Origin of the sequence: Streptomyces sp. ISL-1 (assembly GCF_018614585.1) — a bacterium.
Taxonomy (GTDB): domain Bacteria; phylum Actinomycetota; class Actinomycetes; order Streptomycetales; family Streptomycetaceae; genus Streptomyces; species Streptomyces maoxianensis.
Genome location: NZ_JAGGOI010000048.1, coordinates 60,214 through 82,721 on the forward strand (window position 1 = coordinate 60,214; position 22,508 = coordinate 82,721).

The 22,508-nt window shown below is 72.5% G+C and carries 21 protein-coding genes and 1 pseudogene; 10 read left to right on the forward strand and 12 right to left on the reverse strand.

Going from position 1 to position 22,508, the window contains the following annotated elements:
* The first annotated feature begins 113 nt into the window (after positions 1 to 113).
* Complete coding sequence (locus J7E87_RS29975; protein ID WP_215097740.1) at positions 114 to 2,084, forward strand: DUF5107 domain-containing protein; 1,971 nt, start codon at positions 114 to 116, stop codon at positions 2,082 to 2,084.
* 64 nt (positions 2,085 to 2,148) lie between these two features.
* Here J7E87_RS29975 and J7E87_RS29980 read toward each other — a convergent pair whose 3' ends face one another.
* Positions 2,149 to 2,502: a VOC family protein gene (locus J7E87_RS29980; protein ID WP_215097741.1), complete on the reverse strand. Its 354-nt coding sequence runs from the start codon at positions 2,500 to 2,502 to the stop codon at positions 2,149 to 2,151.
* An 89-nt stretch (positions 2,503 to 2,591) separates the two neighbouring features.
* Here J7E87_RS29980 and J7E87_RS29985 point away from each other — a divergent pair, with 89 nt between their 5' ends.
* Positions 2,592 to 3,266: a class I SAM-dependent methyltransferase gene (locus J7E87_RS29985; protein ID WP_215097742.1), complete on the forward strand. Its 675-nt coding sequence runs from the start codon at positions 2,592 to 2,594 to the stop codon at positions 3,264 to 3,266.
* 40 nt (positions 3,267 to 3,306) lie between these two features.
* Here J7E87_RS29985 and J7E87_RS29990 read toward each other — a convergent pair whose 3' ends face one another.
* From J7E87_RS29990 to J7E87_RS30005, 4 genes and pseudogenes are all read right to left on the reverse strand, one after another.
* Entirely contained in the window at positions 3,307 to 4,116 is an 810-nt protein-coding gene (locus J7E87_RS29990; protein ID WP_215097743.1) for a methyltransferase domain-containing protein, read from the reverse strand.
* Positions 4,117 to 4,291: 175 nt separating this feature from the next.
* Positions 4,292 to 4,822: a GNAT family N-acetyltransferase gene (locus J7E87_RS29995; protein WP_251018210.1), complete on the reverse strand. Its 531-nt coding sequence runs from the start codon at positions 4,820 to 4,822 to the stop codon at positions 4,292 to 4,294.
* Positions 4,823 to 4,885: 63 nt separating this feature from the next.
* Positions 4,886 to 5,317 (reverse strand): annotated as a pseudogene (locus J7E87_RS30000) (N-acetyltransferase family protein); the annotation flags it as partial.
* Positions 5,318 to 5,392: 75 nt separating this feature from the next.
* Positions 5,393 to 6,925, reverse strand: a complete 1,533-nt coding sequence (locus J7E87_RS30005) for a bifunctional phosphatase PAP2/diacylglycerol kinase family protein (RefSeq protein WP_215097744.1) — start codon at positions 6,923 to 6,925, stop codon at positions 5,393 to 5,395.
* Between the two features lie 279 nt (positions 6,926 to 7,204).
* On the opposite strand from J7E87_RS30005, the gene J7E87_RS30010 reads away from it, so the two are divergent.
* Entirely contained in the window at positions 7,205 to 8,422 is a 1,218-nt protein-coding gene (locus J7E87_RS30010; protein ID WP_215097745.1) for an aminotransferase class I/II-fold pyridoxal phosphate-dependent enzyme, read from the forward strand.
* A 12-nt stretch (positions 8,423 to 8,434) separates the two neighbouring features.
* A complete protein-coding gene (locus tag J7E87_RS30015) occupies positions 8,435 to 9,469 on the forward strand; it encodes an MBL fold metallo-hydrolase (protein WP_215097746.1) in 1,035 nt (344 codons plus the stop codon).
* Here the strand turns inward: J7E87_RS30015 and J7E87_RS30020 are convergent.
* Entirely contained in the window at positions 9,449 to 10,105 is a 657-nt protein-coding gene (locus J7E87_RS30020) for a DedA family protein (protein ID WP_215097747.1), read from the reverse strand. The two genes, J7E87_RS30015 and J7E87_RS30020, sit on opposite strands and share 21 nt — an antisense overlap.
* On the reverse strand, positions 10,102 to 10,884 hold the full coding sequence (locus J7E87_RS30025) for an MBL fold metallo-hydrolase (RefSeq protein ID WP_215097748.1): 783 nt from the start codon (positions 10,882 to 10,884) through the stop codon (positions 10,102 to 10,104). Before J7E87_RS30025 ends, J7E87_RS30020 begins: the two co-directional genes overlap by 4 nt.
* Before the next feature lie 141 nt (positions 10,885 to 11,025).
* On the opposite strand from J7E87_RS30025, the gene J7E87_RS30030 reads away from it, so the two are divergent.
* The 5 genes from J7E87_RS30030 to J7E87_RS30050 all read left to right on the forward strand — a co-directional run bounded on the left by J7E87_RS30030 (position 11,026) and on the right by J7E87_RS30050 (position 15,461).
* Positions 11,026 to 11,433, forward strand: a complete 408-nt coding sequence (locus tag J7E87_RS30030) for a hypothetical protein (RefSeq protein ID WP_215097749.1) — start codon at positions 11,026 to 11,028, stop codon at positions 11,431 to 11,433.
* A gap of 82 nt (positions 11,434 to 11,515) precedes the next feature.
* Complete coding sequence (locus J7E87_RS30035; RefSeq protein ID WP_215097750.1) at positions 11,516 to 13,663, forward strand: phage holin family protein; 2,148 nt, start codon at positions 11,516 to 11,518, stop codon at positions 13,661 to 13,663.
* A 69-nt stretch (positions 13,664 to 13,732) separates the two neighbouring features.
* Positions 13,733 to 14,785 (forward strand): zinc-dependent alcohol dehydrogenase family protein, encoded by a 1,053-nt coding sequence (locus tag J7E87_RS30040; protein ID WP_215097751.1) that lies wholly within the window; start codon positions 13,733 to 13,735, stop codon positions 14,783 to 14,785.
* 91 nt (positions 14,786 to 14,876) lie between these two features.
* The gene (locus J7E87_RS30045) at positions 14,877 to 15,242 is read left to right on the forward strand and encodes a hypothetical protein (RefSeq protein ID WP_215097752.1); all 366 of its coding nucleotides are present in this window, start codon (positions 14,877 to 14,879) and stop codon (positions 15,240 to 15,242) included.
* 57 nt (positions 15,243 to 15,299) lie between these two features.
* Entirely contained in the window at positions 15,300 to 15,461 is a 162-nt protein-coding gene (locus tag J7E87_RS30050; protein ID WP_215097753.1) for a hypothetical protein, read from the forward strand.
* A gap of 26 nt (positions 15,462 to 15,487) precedes the next feature.
* Here the strand turns inward: J7E87_RS30050 and J7E87_RS30055 are convergent, their stop codons facing one another.
* The 3 genes from J7E87_RS30055 to J7E87_RS30065 form a co-directional block, all read right to left on the reverse strand.
* Entirely contained in the window at positions 15,488 to 15,874 is a 387-nt protein-coding gene (locus tag J7E87_RS30055; protein ID WP_215097754.1) for a hypothetical protein, read from the reverse strand.
* 148 nt (positions 15,875 to 16,022) lie between these two features.
* A complete protein-coding gene (locus tag J7E87_RS30060) occupies positions 16,023 to 17,435 on the reverse strand; it encodes a 3-hydroxybutyrate oligomer hydrolase family protein (protein ID WP_308313127.1) in 1,413 nt (470 codons plus the stop codon).
* Positions 17,436 to 17,482: 47 nt separating this feature from the next.
* Positions 17,483 to 18,901 (reverse strand): PHB depolymerase family esterase, encoded by a 1,419-nt coding sequence (locus tag J7E87_RS30065; protein ID WP_215097755.1) that lies wholly within the window; start codon positions 18,899 to 18,901, stop codon positions 17,483 to 17,485.
* 352 nt (positions 18,902 to 19,253) lie between these two features.
* On the opposite strand from J7E87_RS30065, the gene J7E87_RS30070 reads away from it, so the two are divergent.
* Complete coding sequence (locus J7E87_RS30070; protein WP_215097756.1) at positions 19,254 to 19,673, forward strand: hypothetical protein; 420 nt, start codon at positions 19,254 to 19,256, stop codon at positions 19,671 to 19,673.
* Here the strand turns inward: J7E87_RS30070 and J7E87_RS30075 are convergent.
* Together J7E87_RS30075 and J7E87_RS30080 are read right to left on the reverse strand one after the other, a co-directional pair.
* Positions 19,663 to 20,499, reverse strand: a complete 837-nt coding sequence (locus J7E87_RS30075) for a helix-turn-helix domain-containing protein (protein WP_215097757.1) — start codon at positions 20,497 to 20,499, stop codon at positions 19,663 to 19,665. The genes J7E87_RS30070 and J7E87_RS30075 overlap by 11 nt on opposite strands.
* Positions 20,500 to 20,812: 313 nt before the next feature.
* A complete protein-coding gene (locus tag J7E87_RS30080) occupies positions 20,813 to 21,874 on the reverse strand; it encodes a phosphatidylinositol-specific phospholipase C domain-containing protein (protein WP_215097758.1) in 1,062 nt (353 codons plus the stop codon).
* Positions 21,875 to 22,508: the final 634 nt, after the last annotated feature.

Here is a 22,508-nt window from a genome sequence, read left to right on the forward strand (position 1 = left end):
CGAAGACTGACTCGCGGAGCCCCTGGTCAGGCCGGAGCCCACCGTGTTCCATGGTCACCGGGGGGCGTCGGCCAAAGGAGCTGTCGGCGGCCCGCGCGAGGAGCGAGGTTGCCTTGGCCACAACCGTGCGGCGTACCGTACTGACCCTGCCCGCAGCCCCGGTGGGGCCGCCGAACCCGCTGCCCGCTCTGCGGCCGCTGGACGAGATGCACTCGATCGACGAGCGCGCCAAGCAGGAGCTGCCGCGCGAGATGGCACGGCAGATCGGATACGAGCCGCTGCGCACGCTGCTGCCGGTGCGGGTGCTCGACGGCTACGGCCGCGAGCGCACCGAGACCCCTCTCGACGCGATCGTGATCGAGAACGAACGGCTGCGCGTCACCGTGCTGCCCGGCCTCGGCGGCCGCATCCACTCGCTGCACCACAAGCCCTCCGGGCGCGAACTCCTGTACCGCAACCCGGTGTTCCAGCCCGCCGACTTCGCACTCAACGGCGCCTGGTACTCCGGCGGCATCGAGTGGAACATCGGCGCGACCGGCCACACCACCCTGTCCTGCGCCCCGCTGCACGCCGCCCTCGTGCCCGCGCCCGACGGCGGCGAGATGGTCAGGCTCTGGGAGTGGGAGCGGCTGCGCGACCTGCCGTTCCAGGTGGACCTGTGGCTGCCCGCCGACTCCGACTTCCTCCATGTCGGCGTACGGATACGCAACCCGCACGAGAGGCCCGCGCCGGTCTACTGGTGGTCCAACATCGCCGTCGAAGAGCATGAGACGACCCGCGTGCTCGCGCCGGCCGAGGAGGCCTGGCAATTTGGCTACGAGCGGAGCCTGCGCCGGGTGCCGGTGCCGGAGTTCCGTGGCGCGGACCGTACGTACCCGCTGCGCAGCGAGTATCCCGCCGACTACTTCTACGAGGTGCCGGCCCAGGCACGTAAGTGGATCGCCTCGCTGGACGCGGACGGGCACGGCCTCGTGCAGACCTCGACCGATGTGCTGCGGGGCCGCAAGCTCTTCCTCTGGGGCTCGGCGCGCGGCGGGCGGCGCTGGCAGGAGTGGCTGACCGAGCCGGGCACGGGCGGCTACGCCGAGATCCAGGCGGGGCTCGCGCGCACGCAGCTGGAGCACATACGGCTGGACGGGGGAGGGGAGTTCAGCTGGCTGGAGTCGTACGGACCGCTCGCCGCCGATCCCACGGCGGTGCACGGCGACGACTGGGGCGCGGCACGGGCCGAGGCCGAGGCACGGCTGGCGGACGCCCTGCCGCGGTCGGCGGTGGACGCCGCGTACGAGGCATGGCGGACCTGTGCCGACGCCGAACCGGGCGAGCGGCTCGCCACCGGGTCCGGGTGGGGGGCGCTGGAGGTGCTGCGCGGCGGACACAAGCTGCCCGGCACGCCCTTCGACGAGGCGACGCTCGGCGAAGAGCAGGAGCCCTGGCGGGAGTTGCTGGAGACCGGTGTCTTCCCCGAGCCCCGCAAGGTCAACCCGCCCGGCCCCTCGCTCGTCGCACCGCACTGGCGCGACATGCTGGAGACCGCCCCCGCCGAACCGCTCACGGAGTACCACCTCGGCGTCGCCCAGTGGCACGCGGGCGACCTCGCCCAGGCGGTACGCAGCTGGGAGCGCGGCCTCCAGCTCGCGCCTTCCCGCTGGCCGTTGCTGCGCTGCCTCGCCGTCGCCGACCAGGAAGGCGGTAATGCCCAGCGCGCCGCCGAACGCTACGCCGAGGCCTTCGACGACCTGTGCCAGGAGCGCCGCGACGACGGCGAGACCTGGACGTCGGCCACGGCCGCGCTCGGCCGGGAGGCGATCGACGCCCTGCTCGCCGTGCACCGCACGGCGGACGCCCGCGCGGTCTGGGACCGGCTCGGCGCGTCGGTCCGGCAGCGCGGCCGCTTCCGCCTGATCGACGCCCGACTGCTCATCGCCGAGGGCCGCTCGGAGCAGGCCCGCGCCGTCTTCGACGCGGGCTTCGAGGTGGCGGATCTGCGCGAGGGCGCGGAAATCCTCGGCGAGGTCTGGTCCCAGCTCACCGACGAGCCGCTGCCCGACGCTTACAACTACCGGATGCGGCCCCAGGGCTGAGGACCCGGCCGGGCTCAGGGGCGAAGGGGCGATGATCCGGGCCGGGCAGAAGGGACCGGGGAGGTCAGGCGGCCGCGTTGCGGTCGACGTACTCGAAGACCGACCCGTCCGGGTGAACGGCGATCAGATTGCGGCCCACCGGGGTCGGCACCGGCCCCGCGAGGATTCTCGCGCCGACCTCGGACAGCGTGGCGTACGCCTCGTCCACGTCCTTCACCGCGATCGTCGCCGTCACCTTGCGCAGCACCTCCAGCTCCGACTCCGGGCCGCTCATCAACAGGAAGCAGCCGACCGCGGCGACCGAGACCCCGCTACGCTCGAAGCGCAGTGGTGTGGCGCCCGTGAGGCGTTCGTAGAAGGCTGCCGCGGCCTCCAGGTCGTCGACGCAGATGCGGAGCGTGGTTCCGAGGATCTCCATACGGGCAAGCGTAGTTGGCGGCTGCGGAAGGCGAAATCGGTTGCCCGGTTGTGGGTGGATCCGGCACCCGCACGGTAGGGTGCCCGACCGTGATCGAACCAGACTTCGTGCGCACCACCCGGGCGTCCTACGACGCCGTGGCCGCCGACTACGCCGAACACTTCCGCGACGAACTGGCCGCCAAGCCGCTGGACCGGGCGATGCTCGCCGGGTTCGCCGAGCTCGTGCTGGCCGCGGGCGGCGGGCCGGTCGCCGACGTCGGGTGCGGTACCGGCCGGGTGACGGCACATATGCACGGCCTGGGGCTGTCCGTATTCGGCGTCGATCTGTCGCCGCGGATGGTCGCGGTGGCCCGGCAGGCGCACCCGGGCCTGCGTTTCGAGGTGGGTTCGATGCTGGCCCTGGACCTGCCCGACGGCGCTCTCGCCGGCATCATCGCCTGGTACTCGACCATCCACATCCCGCAGGAGCAACTGCCGGAGGTTTTCGCCGAGTTCCACCGGGTGCTGGCTCCGGGCGGCCACCTGCTGGCCGCCTTCCAGGTGGGTGACGAGCCCTTGCGCCGGACGGAAGCGTTCGGTCACGCGATCTCGCTCGACTTCCACCGCAGGCAACCGGAAGGTGTCGCGGAGCTGTTGAGCCGGGCAGGACTGGTCATGCTCGGCCGGCTGCTGCGCGAGCGTGACGACGACGGCGACTTCGCCGAGAAGACGCAGCAGGCCTTCCTGCTGGCCCGCAAACCGGCCGGCATCAGCCGGCCGTGACGGCGAGCGGTCGCCAGGCGGCAGGTCGTTGACGCCGCGGTCACGCGCGGCAGAGCACTTCGCCGTGCGGAACCATGAACCAGGCGTCGGGCCGGCCGCCCCACTCCCGCCAGCCGTCGGCGATCGCCGCCAGCTGCCCGGCGGTGGCGTGGCCGCCGTCGACCGCGAGCTTCGCGTACACGGACGCGGTTGTACGGTCCGCCCACAGGCCGCTCCACCAGGCGCGCTCTTCCGGCGCGGCGAAACACCAGGCGGCGGCCGTGGCGGTGATGTCGGTGAAGCCCGCGGCGCGGGCCCAGGACAGCAGCCTGCGCCCGGCGTCCGGCTCCCCGCCGTTCGCCCGGGCGACCCGGCGGTAGAGCTCCTGCCACTCGTCCAGCGCCGGGATGCCGGGGAACCAGGTGAAGGCGCCGTAGTCGCTGTCGCGCACCGCGACGACGCCCCCGGGCCTGCAGACCCGCCGCATCTCGGCGAGCGCCCGCACCGGGTCGCCGACGTGCTGCAGCACCTGGTGGGCGTGGACGACATCGAAGGAGTCGTCGGGGAAGTCCAGCGCGTGGACGTCGGCGACCGCGAAGCGGACATTGTCCAGGCTGCGGCCGACGGCGGTCTCGCCGGCCTGGCGCAGTACGTCCTCGGCGGCGTCGACGGCCGTCACCCGCCCCGGTGCGACCAGTTCGGCCAAATCCGCGGTGATGGTGCCGGGCCCGCAGCCCACGTCCAACACGTCCAGTCCCGGGCGGAGTTCGCCGATGAGGTACGCCGCGGAGTTGGCGGCGGTCCGCCAGCGGTGCGAACGCAGCACCGACTCGTGGTGCCCATGGGTGTAGACGGCGGTCTCCTTGGGCATGGACGGACTCCTTCTGCCGAGGCGGGTACGGCAACGGTACGCCGATGCTTCCGCATTGCGAGACCCCTGTCTTGCTATATGGACCCAATGGACCTCCTGCGATGTGGACCTCGTGTCACAGGGACCTGCTCCTGCCCTGCTCGTGGAGCTGCCGCCGGACGCAGGGCGTACAGCTCTAGGAGGTGCCCACCGGAAGGGCCGCCTGCCAGCGCACCTCGCCGTCCCGCACCCGGTCGGTCGGCGTGAGCCCGGCCGCGGCGGCGACGGCCGCCGAGACGAGATGGTCCGGGTGCACATGGGCGACGGCCGTATGGACCGACCGCCCGGCGAGCCAGCCGACGAGCGCCCGCGCCGCCTCGGTCGCGATGCCCCGCCGCTGCCAAGGCGTGCCTACGAGCCAGGCGATCTCGGCGGTGCGGCCGCGTCCTGCCGTGCCGACCGTCGCCTGGACCGTGCCAGTGAGACAGGACTCGGCCTCCAGCCTGATGACCCAGTTGCACCAGGACACGCCGGGATCGGGCGCGCCCGCGAGCATGCGGGCGTACCGCGAGCGCAGCGCACCGGCGGTCTCGGGCAAGCCGCCGATGAAGGTGTGCAGGGCCGGGTCGGCGAGGACCTTCGCCATCTCGTCCGCGTGCGCGACGGCGAGCGGCAGCAGGACGAGCCGTTGCGTACGGATGGGCTCGGCCCTGACGGCCCGCGACAGCGGCCGCTGGTAACGCAGTTTGATCAGTGGGAGGCCGCTGGTCGTGTCCACCTCGACCGCACCGTCGGCACGCCAGCCCGCGGCCTCGTAGAACCGCCGGGCGCGGTCATTGGCCTCCAGCACCCACAGCAGCGCGCGCGTGCGGCCCGCCTCGGTGAGCTCGTCCACGACGGCCGCCAGCAGACGGCTGCCGACCCCCGTGCCCCAGAGCTCGGGCAGGACGTAGAGCGTGCCGATCTCCGCTGTGCCCGGGGCGCGGGCCGGTGCGTAACCCGCGAACGCGACGACCCCCTGCCCGGTCTCGGCGACCAGCACCCCCGCGTCCGGCCTGCGGGGCTCGGTGAGCCGGCCCGCCCAGACCAATGCCTCCCGGGCGGGGTCGAGCGCGTCGAGGTGCTCCCGCGGTACGAGACCGGAGAACGCCGCCTGCCAGGACCGTACGTGGACCGCTGCGATGCCTGCTGAGTCATGGGTCTGCGCGCGGCGTATCTGCATGCGCTCATGGTGCGCGAAGCAGCCTGAGCCCGTCGATCGGGTTTTCCGCGGGATCCCGCGGCGGCCCACGAGCGCTCAGAGCAGGGCCTGCGGGCGGTAGACCGTGAGTGCCTGGACCTCCTTGTCCACCACCAACTCCCGGGGGGCGGCCATGACTTCACCGTCGTACGCCAGCAAAGTGCCCGGCGCGAGTCCGCCGATCCGCAACTGCCGCAGCTTCTGCGCCGCATGCACAGGCGAACGGCTCAGCGGACCTGCCAGCGCGGCGGCCAGCAGCCGCAGCCCCGGCAGGCGGCCGGCGTGCACCACCCGGACATCGAGCAGGCCGTCCGACAGATCCTGACGGCGGCCGGGCGTCGGCCCCACCCGCTGGTAGATGCCGTTCCCGGCGAACAGCAGCCACATCGGGCGTCGCCGGCCCTGGACCTCGGCCTCCAGCGGGTGCTCGCCGCGCAGCACAATCGCCGCCGCGAGCACCCCGGCGGCCCAGCCGCCGATTCGCGGTGACCAGTGTTCGCGGATACGCACCAGCTCCGGATAGACGCCCAGGCTGAAGGTGTTGAGGAAGTGACGGGTCGCGTCGCGGTCTTCGCCGCCGCTTTCGCCGCAGTCCGGGCCCGGCCGAAAGCGCCCCAGATCCACCCGGACCGCCTCGCCGCCCTCGACGGCCCGGCAGGTGTCGTCGACCGACTCGATACCCAGGTCGTACGTGAAGTGGTTGAACGTGCCGCCGGGAAAGACGGCCAGTGGCAGTCCGTGCGCGGCCGCGACGCTCGCCGCACTGTTGATCGTGCCGTCACCGCCCAGAATCCCCAGCGCCTGGCAGCGGCCCACCGCCTTCTCCAGCTCCGCCGTCAGCCCTTCGGGCGCGCACTCCACGACCTCGGCGAGCGGCATCTTCTCGCGTACGAGAGCCGCCGAACCCGCCGAGCCCGCCTGCCGGTTGACCACGACCACCAGCCCTTCGCCGCCGGGCAGCGCGGGTGCGTCGGCGTGCGGCCTGCCCGGCGCGGGCAGCTGCGACCTGGTCGGCACCGCGCCCCGTACCGCGAAGGCCGCACCCACGCCCAGCGCCGCGCCCACCAGCACATCGCTCGGGTAGTGCGCGCCCGTGTAGACGCGCGAGAGGGCGACGGCGGCGGCCACGGGCGCGACGACCGCGCCCCAGCCCTTCGACTCCAGCGCGACGCCGGTCGCGAAGGCCGCCGCCGACGCGGCGTGCCCGGACGGGAACGACGTGGTGAACGGCTGCCGCTTCAGCCGCCGTATCACCGGCACCGCTTCGAGCACCGGCCGTGCCCTGCGCACGGAGCGCTTGCCGACGGTGTTGATGACGGTGGAAGCGAGGGCGAGCGAGGCCACACCACGGGCGGCGGCCCGGCGTGAGCGTGGCTCCCGCCCCAACGCCGCTATTCCCGCGGCCGTACCGAACCAGAGCAGCCCATGGTTGGCGCTGTGGCTCAGCCGGGGCAGCACCGGCTCCGCCCCCGGCCAGTGCTGGGCGGCGACGTTGTGCAGCAGCTGACGGTCCCAGCGGTGGAGGAGTGTCGAGATCCGGGTAAGGAGCTGCGGCGTGGCCTGTGCGTTCTGTGCGTGAGCGTCGGACATGGGTCGCGGGTACCCCGCGGACGGCGTGGCCAAGCGGAAGGTGACCCATTCGGCCACACCGTGAGCCAGGTCGGCGAAAGTCATCGCCCGGCGCATGCCACGCGCCCAGGACCGCGGGCATGGTCGTCGACATGGACAACTACGCGCCTGCGTCACCCGGTCACGGTGGTCCGGCGCCCGCCCGTCCGACGCTCCCGCCCGGCGGGCTTGCGCAAACCTCCGTATAAAGGGCTCGTGGGCCGGGCGTGGTTCCGGGATGAGAGCAGCGGAGGTGACGGCATGCAGCGGACGGTTCCGGAGGGCCTCGGCCCCGTCCGATACGGACCGCACGCACCCGAGTCCGGACTGCCCGTGCTGCCCGAGCTCGCCGCGGTGCTCGCGGCAGCGTCGGACCGGGCCGTCGGCGAGCCGCCCGGCGGTGGCCCCGAGCTGCGCGAGGCGGCGTGCGGCTACTGGTGGCGGCGCGGGCTGCGCTCCCACGCCGAGGAGGTGGCGGTGGCGTCCGGCGCGCAGCCCCTGCTGTTCGCGCTGATCGGCGCGTACGGCGGGGATGTGCTGATGCCCCGTCCGTGCCCCGCCTGGTGGACTCCGCAGGCCCGGCTGCTCGGCCGGCCCGCCTACCATGTGCCGACCCCGGCGGAGTGCGGCGGCGTGCCCGATCCGTACGCGCTGCTCGAGACCGTACGCCGGGTGCGCGCCGAGGGCGGCAGGCCCCGTCTTCTGCTGCTCTCCGTCGCCGACGACCCCACCGCCACCGTCGCCCCGCCCGAGACCTTGCGCGAGGCGTGCGAGGCCGCGGTGGGCGAGGGGCTGCACATCATCAGCGACGAGACCTGGCGGGACACCGTCCACCGGCCGCACGAGACGGTGCTGCTCAGTCCCGCCGAGATGTGCCCGGGCGATGTAACGGTCATCAGCGATCTGGCGGGCGGGCTCACGCCCGACTCCTGGCCGGTGGCCATCGCCAGGTTCCCGCCCACCGAGGAGGGCGCCGCGCGGCGGGCCAGGACGCTCGACATTCTCACCGCACTCGGCGCGGTGGTGGCGGAACCGATCGCCGCGGCCGCCGCGCACGCGCTCGACGAGCCTGGCCCGGTCACCGACAGGGCGGAGCAGGCGGCCGCGCTGCACGCGCGCGTGGCGGCCGCGGTGCACCACGCGGTGCTCGTCTGCGGCGCGGTGGCCCGCCCGCCGCAGGCCGGCCGCCATCTGTACGCGGACCTCGGGCCGCTGCGCGCCCGTCTCGCCGACCGGGGCGTCACCGACTCCATGGAGCTGGAGGAGTATCTGACCCATCGTCTCGGGACGTCCGTGCCCGGCGGACACCGGTTCGGCGACGAACTGGGCGCACTGCGGGTGCGGCTGGCCACCGGACCGCTGCTGGGAGCTACTCCCGAGCAGCGGCTGGAATCACTCACCTCACCGGCACCTCTGGAATTGCCGCATGTGGCGGGGGCGTTGAGCATTCTTGGAAAGGCCTTCGACGAACTGCGTTGAACGGAGCCCCGGATGACGGAACAGACGGAGCGGACGGAGCAGTCGGGACAGCCGGCAAGCACACCGGGCGGCGTACGGCCCGGCTCACGCCCCCGCCCCCTCGGCGAGATCCGCCGCTGGCCGGGATCCTTCGCCGACCGGCTGACCGCTCCGCTCCCCGGCGTACGGGCCATGGCCCGCCTGGCCAGGGAGGGCGCGGTGCGCCCCGGCCCCGACGGGCTGAGGGACATTGCGCTGCTGCCCTTCGCTCCGGGGCCGCTGCCCGCCGTGGACACCACGACCCTCGCCGTCACCTGGGCCGGACACGCCAGTTGGGTGCTGCGCGTCGGCGGGCTCACCGTCCTCACCGACCCCGTCTGGTCACGCCGGATCCTCGGCACTCCGGCAAGGATCACACCCGTCGGGGTGCGCTGGGAGGACCTGCCGCCCGTCGACGCGGTGGTCATCAGCCACAACCACTTCGACCATCTGGACGCCCCCACCCTCAAAAGACTTCCGCGCCACACGCCGGTGTTCGCCCCGGCCGGGCTCGGCCGCTGGTTCCGGCGCCGCCGCTTCACCCGGGTGACCGAACTCGACTGGTGGGAGGGCGCGGAGCTGGCCGGCGTCCGCTTCGACTTCGTACCGGCCCACCACTGGTCCAAACGCACCCTCATCGACACCTGCCGCTCGCTGTGGGGCGGCTGGGTGCTCACCGACCCGCTCGGTCAGTGCGTGTACTTCGCGGGCGACACCGGCTACGGCCACTGGTTCAAGGAGATCGGCCGCCGCCACCCCGGCATAGACGTGGCGCTGCTGCCGATCGGCGCGTACGACCCGCGCTGGTGGCTCAGCGATGTGCACACCGATCCGGAGGAGGCGGTGCTCGCCTTCGAGGACCTCGGAGCGCGCAACATGGCCCCGATGCACTGGGCGACGTTCGTGCTCTCCGCAGAGCCGGTCCTCGAGCCCATCACCCGGGTGCTGGCCGCCTGGGAGCGCACCGGCCGCCCGCGCGGGCAGCTGTGGGACCTGCCGGTCGGCGGCTCACGCCTGCTGGCCGGGTGATCGCCGCACCTTGCGCCACAGCGCCGGAGCCCCGCTGATCGCCAACGTCAGCGCCACCGCCACCACCACGCCCTTCCACGGCTCGTCGAACAGCGCGCCGCCCACAATCCCGATCAGCTGATACGTCGCGGCCCACGCGAGGCACGCCGGGACGTCACCGCGGACGAACCCGCGCAGCGGCATCCTGGCGAGCAGACAGGCCAGCATCACCGGTATCCGCCCGGCCGGCACCAGCCGGGACACCACCAGCACGGTCACGCCGTGCTCGTCGAGCTTGCGCCGAGCCTGCTCGATCCGCTCGGGCGAGGCGCGGTCGCGCAGCGCGGCCAGCCACCGGGAGCCGTTCTTGGACCGGGTCCCGCGCTGCCCGAGCCAGTACAGCGTCACATCCCCCAGGAACGCGGCGAACGCCGACACCAGAAAGACGAACAACAGCGCCGCCGGAGCCGTCTGGTGAAAGGCCACCACCGCCGCCGAACTCACCACCGCCCCTGTCGGCACCACCGGCACCAGCGATCCCAGCGCCACCAGCAGAAACAGGGATGGGTAGCCGACGGCCTGCTGCGTCTCCTCCGGCGGCAGCCCACCCAGGATCTCCGACAACTGCCCGATGACACCCGACAGCTTCGAGCTCACCGGGCGGCCGCCGGTCTGACCCGCTCGCCGTGGGCGGGCCGGTGCACCGCCACCCGCGGAGCCAGCCGCGCCGCCTTGCGTGCGAACTCCTCGCCCGGGGCGTAGAACTCGTGCGGCCGGATCCCGTCCATCCCGATCGGCCAGTACGTGCCGTAGTGCACCGGCACAGCGGCGCCCGGCGCGAGTGAGGCCACGGCCTGCGCCGCCCGGTCCGGGTCCAGATGCCCGCGCCCGAGACAGGGCCCCCAGCCGCCGACCGGCAGCAGCGCCACATCCACCGGGCCGACTTCGTCGGTCATCGAGTCGAAGAGCCCGGTGTCCCCGGCGAAGTACGTACGCGACTCACCGCTGATCACATAGCCGAGCGCGGGCGAGCGGTGCGGCCCGAACGGCAGCCGCCGCCCGTCGTGCAGCGCCGGCACGGCCCGCACCACCAGGTCCTCGATGCGCACCTCGTCGCCCGGCGCCACTTCGGTGACCCGCAGTCCGGCGGAGCGGGCGAGCCGCCGCAGGCCGGGCACCGAGCGCCCCGCACCGCTCGGCACCACCACAAGGGTGCCGGGCGCGAGCCGGGCCAGCGACGGCAGATGCAGATGGTCGGCGTGCAGATGGGAGACCAGGACGGCCTCGGCCGTCGCGGCCTCGGGCGGCGGCAGTTCACCGCGCCGCCTGCGCAGATGTGCGAGCCGGCGCACGAACAGCGGATCGGTCAGCACCCGGATACCGGAGTCCTCGACCGTGCAGGTGGCATGACCCCACCAGGTGACCTCCACCGGCACGCAGTGCCTCCTCGTTCCCGCTCGCCGATTCCGCCCGTCCCGTCCCGTCCCGTCTCCGCGTACTCGTACTCGTACTCGTACTCGTACGAGCGTAGAGGCGGAGTAGGGTCGGCGGCGACGGCGAGCGTACGGGGGATGTCCATGGGCGGCTTACGAGTGGCGGCGATCGCCAGCCTGACGCCCCTCGAGGAACTCGACCGCGACCCGTTTCTGGTGGACACCCGCAGGCAGCACGCGATGTGCGCCCACTGGGCCGCCGCCGACAAGGGATTCGTCGTCACCAGGGAGCTTCTCCTGTACGGGCTGCGGCCCGATCACTGCGCGCTGTGGACCGATGTCGTGGCCGGCCAGGTGGACATGTTCGTCGCGCCCAACGAACGCGTGCTCGCGCGGGCGTTGACGTCCGTGCGGGGCTTTGTCGCGGAGTGTGAGCGCCAAGGCGTGCCGCTGGAGATCGCGGGCCTGGACGAGCCGGCCTACGACGCCGCGATGAAAGCCAGTGTGCATCGCAGACTCTCCATGCCGACGGCCGGCTACGACGGCTGCTGAATGTGCCGCCCGAGCGCCACCGGATCGCGCCCGCCCCTGTGCCAGGCTTGGAGACCTGACCCCGGGGTGAGGTGAAGACGGCGTGAGCGAAGGGCGATGGCGTACGGCCGGCAGAGCCCTGTTGCGCGTGATCGTCGTGTGGGCGGTGTCCACGCTGACGATGCTGGCGCTCGCCGGGTTGCTGCCCGACTTCCAGTTGCAGTCCGAGGACGGCGAAAGCATCACCAGGACCGCTGTCACCGCCGCCTGGGGCGCCGGCGCCTTCGGTCTGCTGACCGCGCTGGTCTGGCCGGTCGTCGTACGGGCCCTGCTGCTCGTACCCGCCCTGGTGCTCGGCCTGTTGGTGTTCTTCCTCAACGGCTCGCTGCTGCTGCTCGCGCTCTGGCTGATCCCCGACGGGCGCGGCACGGTCGACCCGGACACCGCTGTCGTGGTCGCCGCCGTGATGTCCGCCGTCGCCTCCGCGACCTCCACCGCGCTCGCTGTGCGCGACGACGACGCCTACCGGCGCAGGCTCTCCCGGCTCGCCGACCGCCGCAGACGGCGACGTGGTGAGGATGGGAGCGGTGCGGGACTGCCCGGCACGGTCTTTTTGCAGCTCGACGGGGTCGGGCACGAGGTTCTGCGACGCGCGGCCGAGGACGGTGTGATGCCCACCGTCGCCGGCTGGATCGGCACGACCCACCGCCTCACGCGGTGGCGCACCGACTGGTCCAGCCAGACCGGCGCCAGCCAGCTGGGCATCCTGCACGGCTCCAACCACGACGTCCCGGCCTTCCGCTGGTACGAGAAGGACAGCGGGCGGGTGATGGTCACAAACCGGCCCGCGAGCGCCGCCGAACTCCAGCGCCGCGCCATCGAGCGCACCGGCGACGGCGGGCTGCTCACCGTCGACGGCGCCAGCCGCGGCAATCTCTTCAGCGGCGGCGCCGACCAGCTCGCGCTGGTGCTGTCCATGGCAGCCAGGCGCGGCCGGGCCAACCGCTCCAGGGCGGGCTACTTCGCGTACTTCTCCGACCCCGCCAACGCGGTCCGCACTGCGCTGTCCTTCGTCGCCGAAGTCGCCCGCGAGATCGGCCAGTCGACGCGGGCGCGGCTGCGCGGCGACCGGCCGCGGGTCGGTCGGGGCGGCCTCTACCCCTTCATCCGGGCGTTCGCGACCGTCATCGAGCGGGATGTGGTGGTCGCCGCGGTGGTGGGGGACATGCTCGTCGGGCGCACCGCCATATACGCCGACCTCGTCGCGTACGACGAGGTGGCGCACCACTCGGGGCCGCACAGCCGGGACGCGTCGCAGGTGCTCGAACGCCTCGACCGTTCGATCGCGCTGATCGCCAAGGTCGCCGAACACGCGCCCCGCGGCTACCGGATCGTGCTGCTGTCCGACCACGGACAGAGCCCGGGGGAGACCTTCGAGGGGGTGTACGGACTGACCCTCAAGGACCTCGTGCGCGCGGGTTGCGGGCTGCCCGTCTCGCGCCGGGCGAGACGTTCCAAGAGCGGCGCGGAGGCCCGCGACACGGCGGGCGACGCTCTGCGGAGCGCGCTGCACCGGCGGCTGGCGGACGGTGCGGACGAGCATCCGGAACCGGGTTCCGAGCCGATCGTGCTCGCCTCCGGGAACCTCGGGCTGATCTCCTTCCCCGACGCGACCGAGCGCCTCAGCCGCGAACAGATCGAGCGCCGCCACCCGGCGCTGCTGAGTACGCTCGCCAACCACCCGGGCATCGGCTTCCTGCTGGTGGGCAGCGAGGAGCACGGCTCGCTGGTGCTCGGCCCGGGCGGCGCGGAGGTGCCCCTGGCCGAGCCGGCCGACGACGGCCTGGTCCACGGCGGGCTGTCCGTCGACGGGACGCTGGCGGCCTTCGGCCCGGGCGCGGCCGATGCCGTACGCCGTACCGACGGCTTCCCGCACGTCGCCGACATCATGGTCAACTCGAAATACGACCCCGCGACGGGCAATGTGCACGCCTTCGAGGAGCAGATCGGCTCGCACGGCGGGCTCGGCGGCGAACAGTCCCAGCCCTTCCTGTTGTCGCCGCTCGACCTGTCGTCCCCTCTCTCGGCGAGTGCACCGGGTGCGCCGGGTGCGGCCGGCGCGGAACTGGTCGGCGCCGAGCGGGTGCACCGGGTGCTGCGGCGCTGGCTGCGCGAGTGCCAGGGGCCGCAGGTGCCGATCGGGCCGCCGGCGGCGGCCAGGCCGGAAGGCACAGGTCAGGGGCTGCCGTAGAACCCTTCCTTCCGGATACGTTGAGGCAGCTGAGCCCAGGCAGGATCCGCCGGACGAAGGAGTGGCCCGTTGCGTGCTGTCGTGTTCGAGGAGTTCGGCAAGCCGCTCGCCGTACGCGAGGTGCCCCAGCCCGTGCCGTCCCGCACCGGCGCTGTGATCAGGGTCGAGGCGACGGGGCTGTGCCGCAGTGACTGGCACGGCTGGATGGGGCACGACACCGACATCACCCTCCCGCACGTCCCCGGCCATGAACTGTCCGGAGTGATCGAGTCCGTGGGCGACGACGTCGCCAATTGGCTCCCCGGGGACCGGGTCACGGTGCCGTTCATCTGTGCCTGCGGCCGGTGCGCCGCGTGCGCGCGCGGCGCCCAGCAGGTGTGCGAGCGCCAGGAGCAGCCCGGCTTCACCCACTGGGGATCCTTCGCCGAGTACGTCCCCGTCCACCACGCCGACACCAATCTGGTGGCCCTGCCCGATTCGATGTCGTTCGCCACGGCCGCGAGCCTGGGCTGCCGGTTCGCGACCGCCTTCCGGGCGGTTGTGGGGCAGGGCCGGGCGCGGCCGGGGGAGTGGGTCGCCGTGCACGGATGCGGCGGCGTGGGCCTGTCCGCGGTGATGATCGCCGCCGCGAGCGGGGCCAGGGTCGTCGCGGTCGACGTCTCTCCGGGCGCGCTGGAACTGGCCCGGACATTGGGCGCCCAGGTATGCGTGGACGCCTCCGCGCCGACCACAGACGTCGCCGATGCGGTCCGCGAGGCGAGCGGCGGCGGCGCGCATCTCTCGCTGGACGCCCTTGGCGCCCCGGTGACCTGCGTCAACTCCGTCCAGAGCCTGCGCCGCCAGGGCCGCCATGTACAGGTCGGCCTGCTGCCCCAGGGCGTACAGCTGCCGATGGACCGGCTCGTCGCGCTGGAACTGGAGATCCTCGGCAGCCACGGCATGGCGGCGCATGCCTACCCGGAGATGATGGCCATGGTCGCCTCCGGCGCCCTGCGCCCCGACCTGTTGGTGACGACATCGATCGGCCTGGACGACGTGCCCGAGGCGCTCGCTGCCCTGGGCAGCGCCCCGGGCACCGGCGTCACCGTGATCACTCCGCACACGGCGGTGAATTCGGCGTAATGGGTGTCCCCCGGTAGGGCGGATCTCGGCCCTACTTGGGCGCGGCGGGGCACTTCCTGGGCAATTGACGCATCCAGGAGGTCGCGTCGCCATGAACCAGCTCCACTCCCAGCCTCTCGCCGCCACGCGCCGGATCGTGGCGGTCGTCGTGCTGGTGCTGGTGACTCTTCTGGGCACGTCCGACGGCTCCGGCGTCACGGCGGCCGGGGGCGCCACGACCCGGGCGCCCGCCTGGTCGCCGCCCGACCCGGGGGGTGGCGACCGGCCGGAGGAGACCGACACCGAGATGTCCCCCTCGGGCCCGGGCCGTGCCCGTCCCGCGGCCCGGTACGTCGCGCCGGACATCCATGCGCGTACGGCGACGGCCGAGCCCGTCCCGTACCGCCCCGGGCGGAGCCGGCCGACGGAAATCGCCCACCTGCCGCGCGCCGTGCGCTGTGTGGTCCTGCGCTGCTGACAACCACCGTCAGCCGTCCGCAGCCATCAGCCACTTCACACCGCGAGGTGCACAGCCATGCCCATCGACCCTCTCGCAGCGCTCAACGCCATGCTCCGCGCCGAAGCCGCCCGCTCCACGGATGCGGAGGACCCGTCCCACACCGCCGTTCCAGATACGGAGTCCGGCGGACCGGCATCCGACGAACACCGCGCGACATCCGACGACGGCGCCCCCTGACCCCGCCGCCATCGCACGGGTACCCCTCACCCGGGAGTCGGGCCGCCCCTCGCGCCCAACGCCGGCAGATGGAAGCCGGTGAGTGGCCACCGCACCGCCGCCGTGGCCACTCCCAGCGTCGAAGGGCCGCTCACCCACGCCTGCCACGCCGAGGCGGCGCCCGTATGGAGGACGAACCGTGGATCGTGGCCCGGCTCCCACCGGAGGCCGTCGGCCGGGCCGATGATGTGGAACGTCAGCGTCTTGCCGCGCGGACCGCACGGAAACACGTCCCGTATCTCATCCGGAGTCAGCTCCCAGTCGTCGGCGAGGGTGCTGACATCCACGAAGAGCACGGTGAAGCCATCTGTCTCACGCAGCCGCAGCGCCTGCTTGAGCATCGGAGCCGTGGACCCGGTCAGTCGGCCGCTCACGGCGATCCACACCTGTGGCCCGTCCGTCGCCAGTACTCGTACCCGTACGGTCGCTCGCACCTGCGCCCCCAGCAGCCGGGTCCGGCGCGCCGCCCACCGGCGCGCCGCCGCACGACAGGTATTCGGGGCCGGGCGGGTGCGGGATTGCTCAGGATCCGGCCATTGTGCGGGCGGGCGGACCGCCGAGCGGACAGTCGGTGAGCAGCGTGCCTTGATCGGCCGGTTCCGGGCGGGCCAGCGTGCGGCTGGGCACCGGCTGCCTGCCGTGTCCGATCCATGCCTCCAGGGCGGTGAACGCCGAGCGGTGACAGGGGGTCAACGGCCGCAGCCTGTCCGGAAAGACGTCGTAGAGCGAGTCGACGTGCGTGCCGCCTTCGACGCGGTAGTAGCGCAAGAGCCCGCCGCGCCCGGCGTCGCGCACCATCGTCGCGTACACATCGGAGTCACGGCCGATGGGCAGCAGCACATCGAGGGTGCCGTGCAGGGTGATCAGCGGTTTGCCGATCCGGCCGGTCAGCGCGATCGAAGCGACGGCACGGCGCACGTCGGGTGGGCGGGACGCGTAGTCGTAATCCGCGTCGCAGGCGGGCGTGCCGGGTGCGCAGAACGGAGTCCCCGCCTCGGTCTGCCCGTCGTAGCCCGGGTCCAGCTCCTCCCGGTAGATGCGCTGGGTCAGGTCCCAGTAGTACTGATGGTGGAAGGGCCACAAGAACTCCGACCCTGCCGGATACCCGGCGGCGACCATGGCCCTGTGCGCCTGGTCCGCGCCCGGACCGCCGGCGGCGTACACCGGATAGTGGCGCAGCGCGGGCGGCAGGAACGTCAGCAGATGCGGTCCGCTCGCCCGCCAGAGTGTCCCCTCCCAGTCGACGCCGCCGTCGTACAGCTCGGGGTGGTTCTCCAGCTGCCAGCGCACCAGATAGCCGCCGTTGGACATGCCGGTGGCGAGTGTGCGGGACGGCGGGCGGTGGTAGCGCTGGGCGACGACCTTGCGGGCGGCCCTGGTCAACTGCGTGACCCGGTCGTTCCATTCGGCGATCGCCGCTCCCGGTGCGGCGCCGTCGCGGTAGAAGCCCGCGCCCGTGTTGCCCTTGTCGGTGGCGGCGAACGCGTAGCCGCGGGAGAGGACCCAGTCGCCGATGGCGCGGTCGTTGGCGTACTGCTCGCGCACGCCGGGGGAGCCCGCCACGACCAGCCCGCCGTTCCAGCGGTCGGGCAGCCGGACGACGAACTGCGAGTCATGGCTCCAGCCGTGGTTGGCATTGCCCTTCGAGGTGTCGGAGAAATAGCCGTCGATCTGGATGCCGGGCACGCCGCTGGGCGTGGCCAGTCCCGCCGGGGTCAGTCCGGCCCAGTCGGCCTGATCGGTATGGCCGGAGGCGACCGTCCCCGCCGTCGTCAACTCGCCCAGACAGGACACCTCTTGGTGCTCGGCGCCGGGCACGTGCAGCCGCGCGATCCGGGCACAGTGGGCCGCCGTTTCCGGCTGGGGCCCGGCGACGGCAGGTGCGGCGGTGACGGCGAGCAGCAGCGCGGCCGCGTACGGAAGGGCGAAGCGCACGGGAAACCTCCTGGTGGTGTACGGACCGTGGTGTACCGGCCGTGGGGTCAGGGGCAGTTGCCGTCGGCGACGACGTAGTAGCCGGCCGGGGATTCCTTCAGCGTGTGGGTGACGAAGGTGTTGTAGAGACCCATGTTCTGCGCGGACCCCTTGGCGTACGCGTAGCTGCCGTCCGTGGTGGCCTGACCGGCCGCCACCTGGTGGTAGTTGTCGGTCGTCCAGCAGGCTGCCACGGAGCCGGTGGTGGCAGCCGTGACCGGGCCGGAGCGTGCGCCTTCCGCCCCTGTCGCGTCGCGGGCGGCCACGCTGTAGTCGTGGCCCGTGCCCGGGTTCAGCCCCGTGTCCGTGAAGGGCGAGCCCGCCGGAGTGGCGACACGCGCCCCGTCCCGGTACACCGCGTAGCCCGCCGCACCCTCAACCGCGTTCCATCTCAAGGTGATCGAGGTGTCGGTGGCTCCCGTCGCGGCGAGTCCGGCCGGGGCCGGCAGGCCGCCGGGATCCGGCGCGGAGCCGCTCAGGCCGAAGAACTCGCTGATCCAGTAGCTGGAGCAGATCGAGTCGATGAAGTTCGCCGTGCCGGTCTGCCCGCACTGCTGCGGCCCGCTGCCCGGGTCCACCGGCGTGCCGTGGCCGATGGCGGGCACCCGGTCGACCTCGACGAGGATCCTGCCGTCGGTCCCCAGATACTGCTCCCGGCGCGTCTGGTTGGGCCCGATCGTGGATGTGCGGTCCGGATTCTGATCCACCCCATGCACGGCGGTCCATTGGTCCCGCAGCTCATCCGCGTTCTTCGGGGCGACCGTCGGGTCATTGTCACCGTGCCAGACCGCCACCCGGGGCCACGGCCCGGCGTACCCCGGATAGGCGTCGCGGACCCGCTGCGCCCACACCGCCGGCGTACGGTCCACGCCCGGGTTCATGCAGGTGAACGCCCCTGTGTCCTTGGTGCAGTCGTACGGCAGGCCGGCGACAACCGCGCCCGCCTCGAAGACGTCGGGGTAGGCGGCGAGCATGACCGCGGTCATACCGCCTCCGGCCGAGAGCCCGGTGACGTACGTACGCGCCGCATCGGCCCCGTACGCACTCTCCGCATGGGCGACCATCTGCCGGATCGACGCGGCCTCGCCCTGCCCGCGCCGGTTGTCCGTCGTCTGGAACCAGTTGAAGCAACTGTTGAGGTTGTTCGCCGATGTCGTCTCGGCGAGCACCAGCACAAACCCGTGCCGGTCGGCGAGCGTCGTCAGTCCGGAGTTGTCGGCGTACACCTGGGCGCTCTGGGTGCAGCCGTGCAGGGCGACCACGACCGCGGGATGCGCGGGCAGAGCGGCCGGCCGGTAGACGTACATGTTCAGGCCGCCCGGATTGGCGCCGAAGCTGCCCACCTTCTCCAGGGTTACGGCCGCATGCGCCGCGGGCGTGGGGACGAACCAGAGCAGGGCCGCGAGCAGAGCGAGGACAGTGCTCATGCCCGCCGGCTTGGAGTGTTTGCGCAACCGCATCCGAGACCTCCCGCAGGCGTACCGATGTGCCGGTCACAGTAGGAACCGGCCCCTCTCCCGCGGAATGGTGACGCGACCCATAGCGCGAGCCGCGGACGGCGGTGCGCGGACCGTTGCCCGTGCGGCGTACGCCTGCTAGGAGCGCGGCTCGCCTCCGCCCACCCTTGAGCGCCCCGTCCTCCGGTCCATTACCTCGTGGGTAATCGACGCCCCGCGCCCCGCTCGGCACCCTTGCGGTACCGGATCTCGGGCGGCGCACTCCGTCCGGGTTCCGGGTCCCCGACCAGGCCCGTCCGACCTCGATGGAGGCTGATTCGCCATGTCCGAAACTCTGCTCCCCGGCATCTCCCGCACCAACGAGCCGCGGACGATGCTGCGCAGGTTCCTCGCTCTCGACGCCCTCGTCACGTGCGTCAACGCACTGGCGTACGTCGCGGCATCCGGCCCTCTCGGGCGGCTCCTCGGGGTCGATGCCGCCGTCCTGGTCGAACTGGGCGTATTTCTCGCGCTGTTCGGGGCCGGAGTCGGCTTTCTCGCCTCCCGCCGGCAGCCGCCGCAGCTGCCCGTGAAGCTCGTCGTCGAGGCGAATCTGCTGTGGGCCGTCCTCAGCGTCGCCGCGCTCGCGCTCTGGTTCGAGCCGACGACCGCCGGCACTGTCTGGATCCCGTTGCAGGCGCTGACCGTCGCCGGTTTCGCCGTCCTGCAGTGGTCCGCGCTGCGCGCAGCAGCTACGGGGTGAGCGACTGCAGATACTTGGCCGTCGCCGGGTCGGCCGGGAGGAACGTCTCGATGGCCAGCTCGGCGACGGTGACATCCATCGGGGTGTTGAAGGTCGAGATGGACGACACGAAGGACAACACCCGGCCGTCGTGCTCGATCTGAAGCGGAAGCGCGAAATATGGGGGGTGCTCACGGTCCTCGGGCCCGGCGCCGGTCTCCGGGCTCTCCGGGCTCTCCGGGCTCTCCGGGCTCTCCGGAAGGGGATACGCGGCGACCTCGTCGTACAGCTCGCGCAGCGGCTCGGAGCGGGCCAGCGCGATCTGGCGTTCCATCTGGGCCAGCAGATGGCCGCGCCACTCCCGCAGATTGCGGATCCGCGGGGACAGCCCCTCCGGGTGGAGCGTGATCCGCATGGCGTTCAGCGGTGGCGTGAGCAGATGCTCCGGCAGGCCTTCGAGGAGCGTCGCGATACCGCGGTTCGCCGCCACCACGGTGTAGGTGCCGTCGACGACGATCGCCGGATACGGCTCGTAGCCCTGCAAGAGCCGCTCCATGCCCTCGCGCAGCGGCCCCATCGCCGGGTCGGCGAGGGAGGTTTCGGCATACCGGGGCGCGTAACCGGCCGCCAGCAGCAGGGCGTTGCGCTCCCGTACGGGGACATCGAGGTGCTCCGCGAGGCGCAGGATCATCTCCTCGCTCGGGCGGGAGCGTCCTGTCTCGATGAAGCTGATGTGGCGGGCCGAGGAGTCGGCGCGCAGAGCCAGCTCCAGCTGACTGATCCGGCGCCGCTCGCGCCAGCCGCGCAGCAGCGGCCCTGCTCCCGTGCCGGACGCGACAGTTGTCATACTCCGACGGTAATACGGCACGTGGGCGGCGTGCCCGGCCGGCCCGGCGCGGCAGCGCATCCAGACGCCTCGGAAGAAGAGCCCCGACCGGACGGGGGGTTCCGGCCGGGGCAGCAAGAGGTGGGCGCGAATGGCGGTCGCCTCTCGGCGAAACGCTCCACAGGGCTTCAGCCGAACGATCTTCCCTGTGGGCAAAAGGTGAGGCCCGGGGACACTGTCCCATCCGCACCCACGTATAGATGAACGGTAAACCATCGCGTGGTGTTCCGTGGCACCCCCCAGGCCGACCCCTCTGTGACAAGCGTTACGTCCGTTACTGGCCGCCGCCCCGCTGCACCACCGTCGCCAGCACCGACGGCAGCGGATACCAGTCGGCCGACACCACGCTCGCGTGGCGCCCCGCCAGCAGCGCGACCCGGTCCCGGGCCTGCGTCTCGGTCGGGTTCGTGCCGTCGATCGCGGGCGCCACATTGTGAGCGTCCGTCATGACGACGAGGTAGTGGTTCCGGTCGTACCAGCCGGTGTCGACGGTGCCGCCCGCGTACGTACCGGCGTTCCCGTCGAAGAGGACGAACCAGGGGCGGATGTCGGCGTCGGCGTACCGGGTACGGGGGTCGCCGGCACCCGCGCCGTGGACGGCCGGGAAGGCGGCCGCGTCCCGGAGCTTGCCCGCAGCCGCGAGATTGCGCAGGTGCGTGGCGTACTCGCGGTCGGTCCACAGGGTGTCGGCGGGGTTGCCCTCCTCGACCGTCCCGGGGATCAGCTCGATGACGAACTTGCCGGCGAGGGCGGACCGGGCGGGCCAGCCGTTCGTGCGTACCGCCGTGTCGAGTTCAGGGTGAGCCCCGGCCAGGTCGGCCGGTCGGAACAGGGCGTCGCCGAGTCGGGCGGAGAGCAGCGCGTCGAGCGCGGCGGGGCCGCGGCCGTTGTTGTTCTGGAAGCCGTCCTTCATCTCGATCTTGATCAGAATCGGACGATGGCCGGGGTGGGCGTCGTGCCACGCTTTCATGTCCGCGAGGCAGCCGCCGAGGTCCTGGTTTCTGGACTTGGTGCGCAGTTCGGCGGCGTTCGCCGCGTTCTCGCAGTTGTTGTTGTTGCCGAGAGGGTTGTTGTGCGAGACGCGCCACGACCGGCCGAACACATTGGTCCAGACGTCGAGTTCGAGCATCCCGGCGCCGGAGTCGAGCGCGTCGGCGAAGTACGAGTACTTCGCCTTCTCGTAGGCGTTGTGGACGCCCACCCAGGTGGCGGAGGAGTAGGGCAACTGCCCCGGGTCCGCCACCTGGGCCGTGGCCGCCTCCGCCGGAGCGAGTGCGGTGGCGAGCAGCCCGGCCGCGACTGTCGTCGTCACGGCGGCGCGTGTGAGCTTCCCCATGGTCCCCTGCCTTCACGTCGGTCGTTTCAAGTCGACGGAAGATTAGGGGAGTTGAGTGAACCTTGGGGAGACTGGACTCGGCCGTTACGGATGGACTGAATGTGAACGGTGGTCCAGTCCCCCACCCCGCCCCTTCCCGAAACTGGAGGGGTGAGCCCCCGGGCCCCTGGGAGTGCCGGCTCGTCGCCGCCCGGTGCGGGCAACGGGGACGGGTTGCCGCGTCCGTCCGGGGAGGGGCCGTGCATGGTCGTCCCCGCAGGGCATCGGCGGCAGCCACCGACTCCGAAGAGTCGAGGAGCCACGAGTGCCGGCTTGCTGCTGCCCAGTGCGGGCAGCGGGGACCAGGTCCGCCGGGGGGCCTGCACCGGCCTCGAGGAGTCGAGCCCGGTCGAGCCCGCAGGATTGCCGGCTTGTCGCGGCCCGGTGCGCGCTAACGGGGACGAGTTGTCACGTCCGGCCGGGGAGGGGTCGTGCAGGGTCGTCCCCGCAGGGCATCGGCGGCAGCACCGGCCCCGAGGAGTCGAGCCCGGTCGAGTCCCCGGGAGTGCTGGCTTGTCGCGGCCCGGTGCGCGCTAACGGGGACGAGTTGTCACGTCCGGCCGGGGAGGGGTCGTGCAGGGTCGTCCCCGCAGGG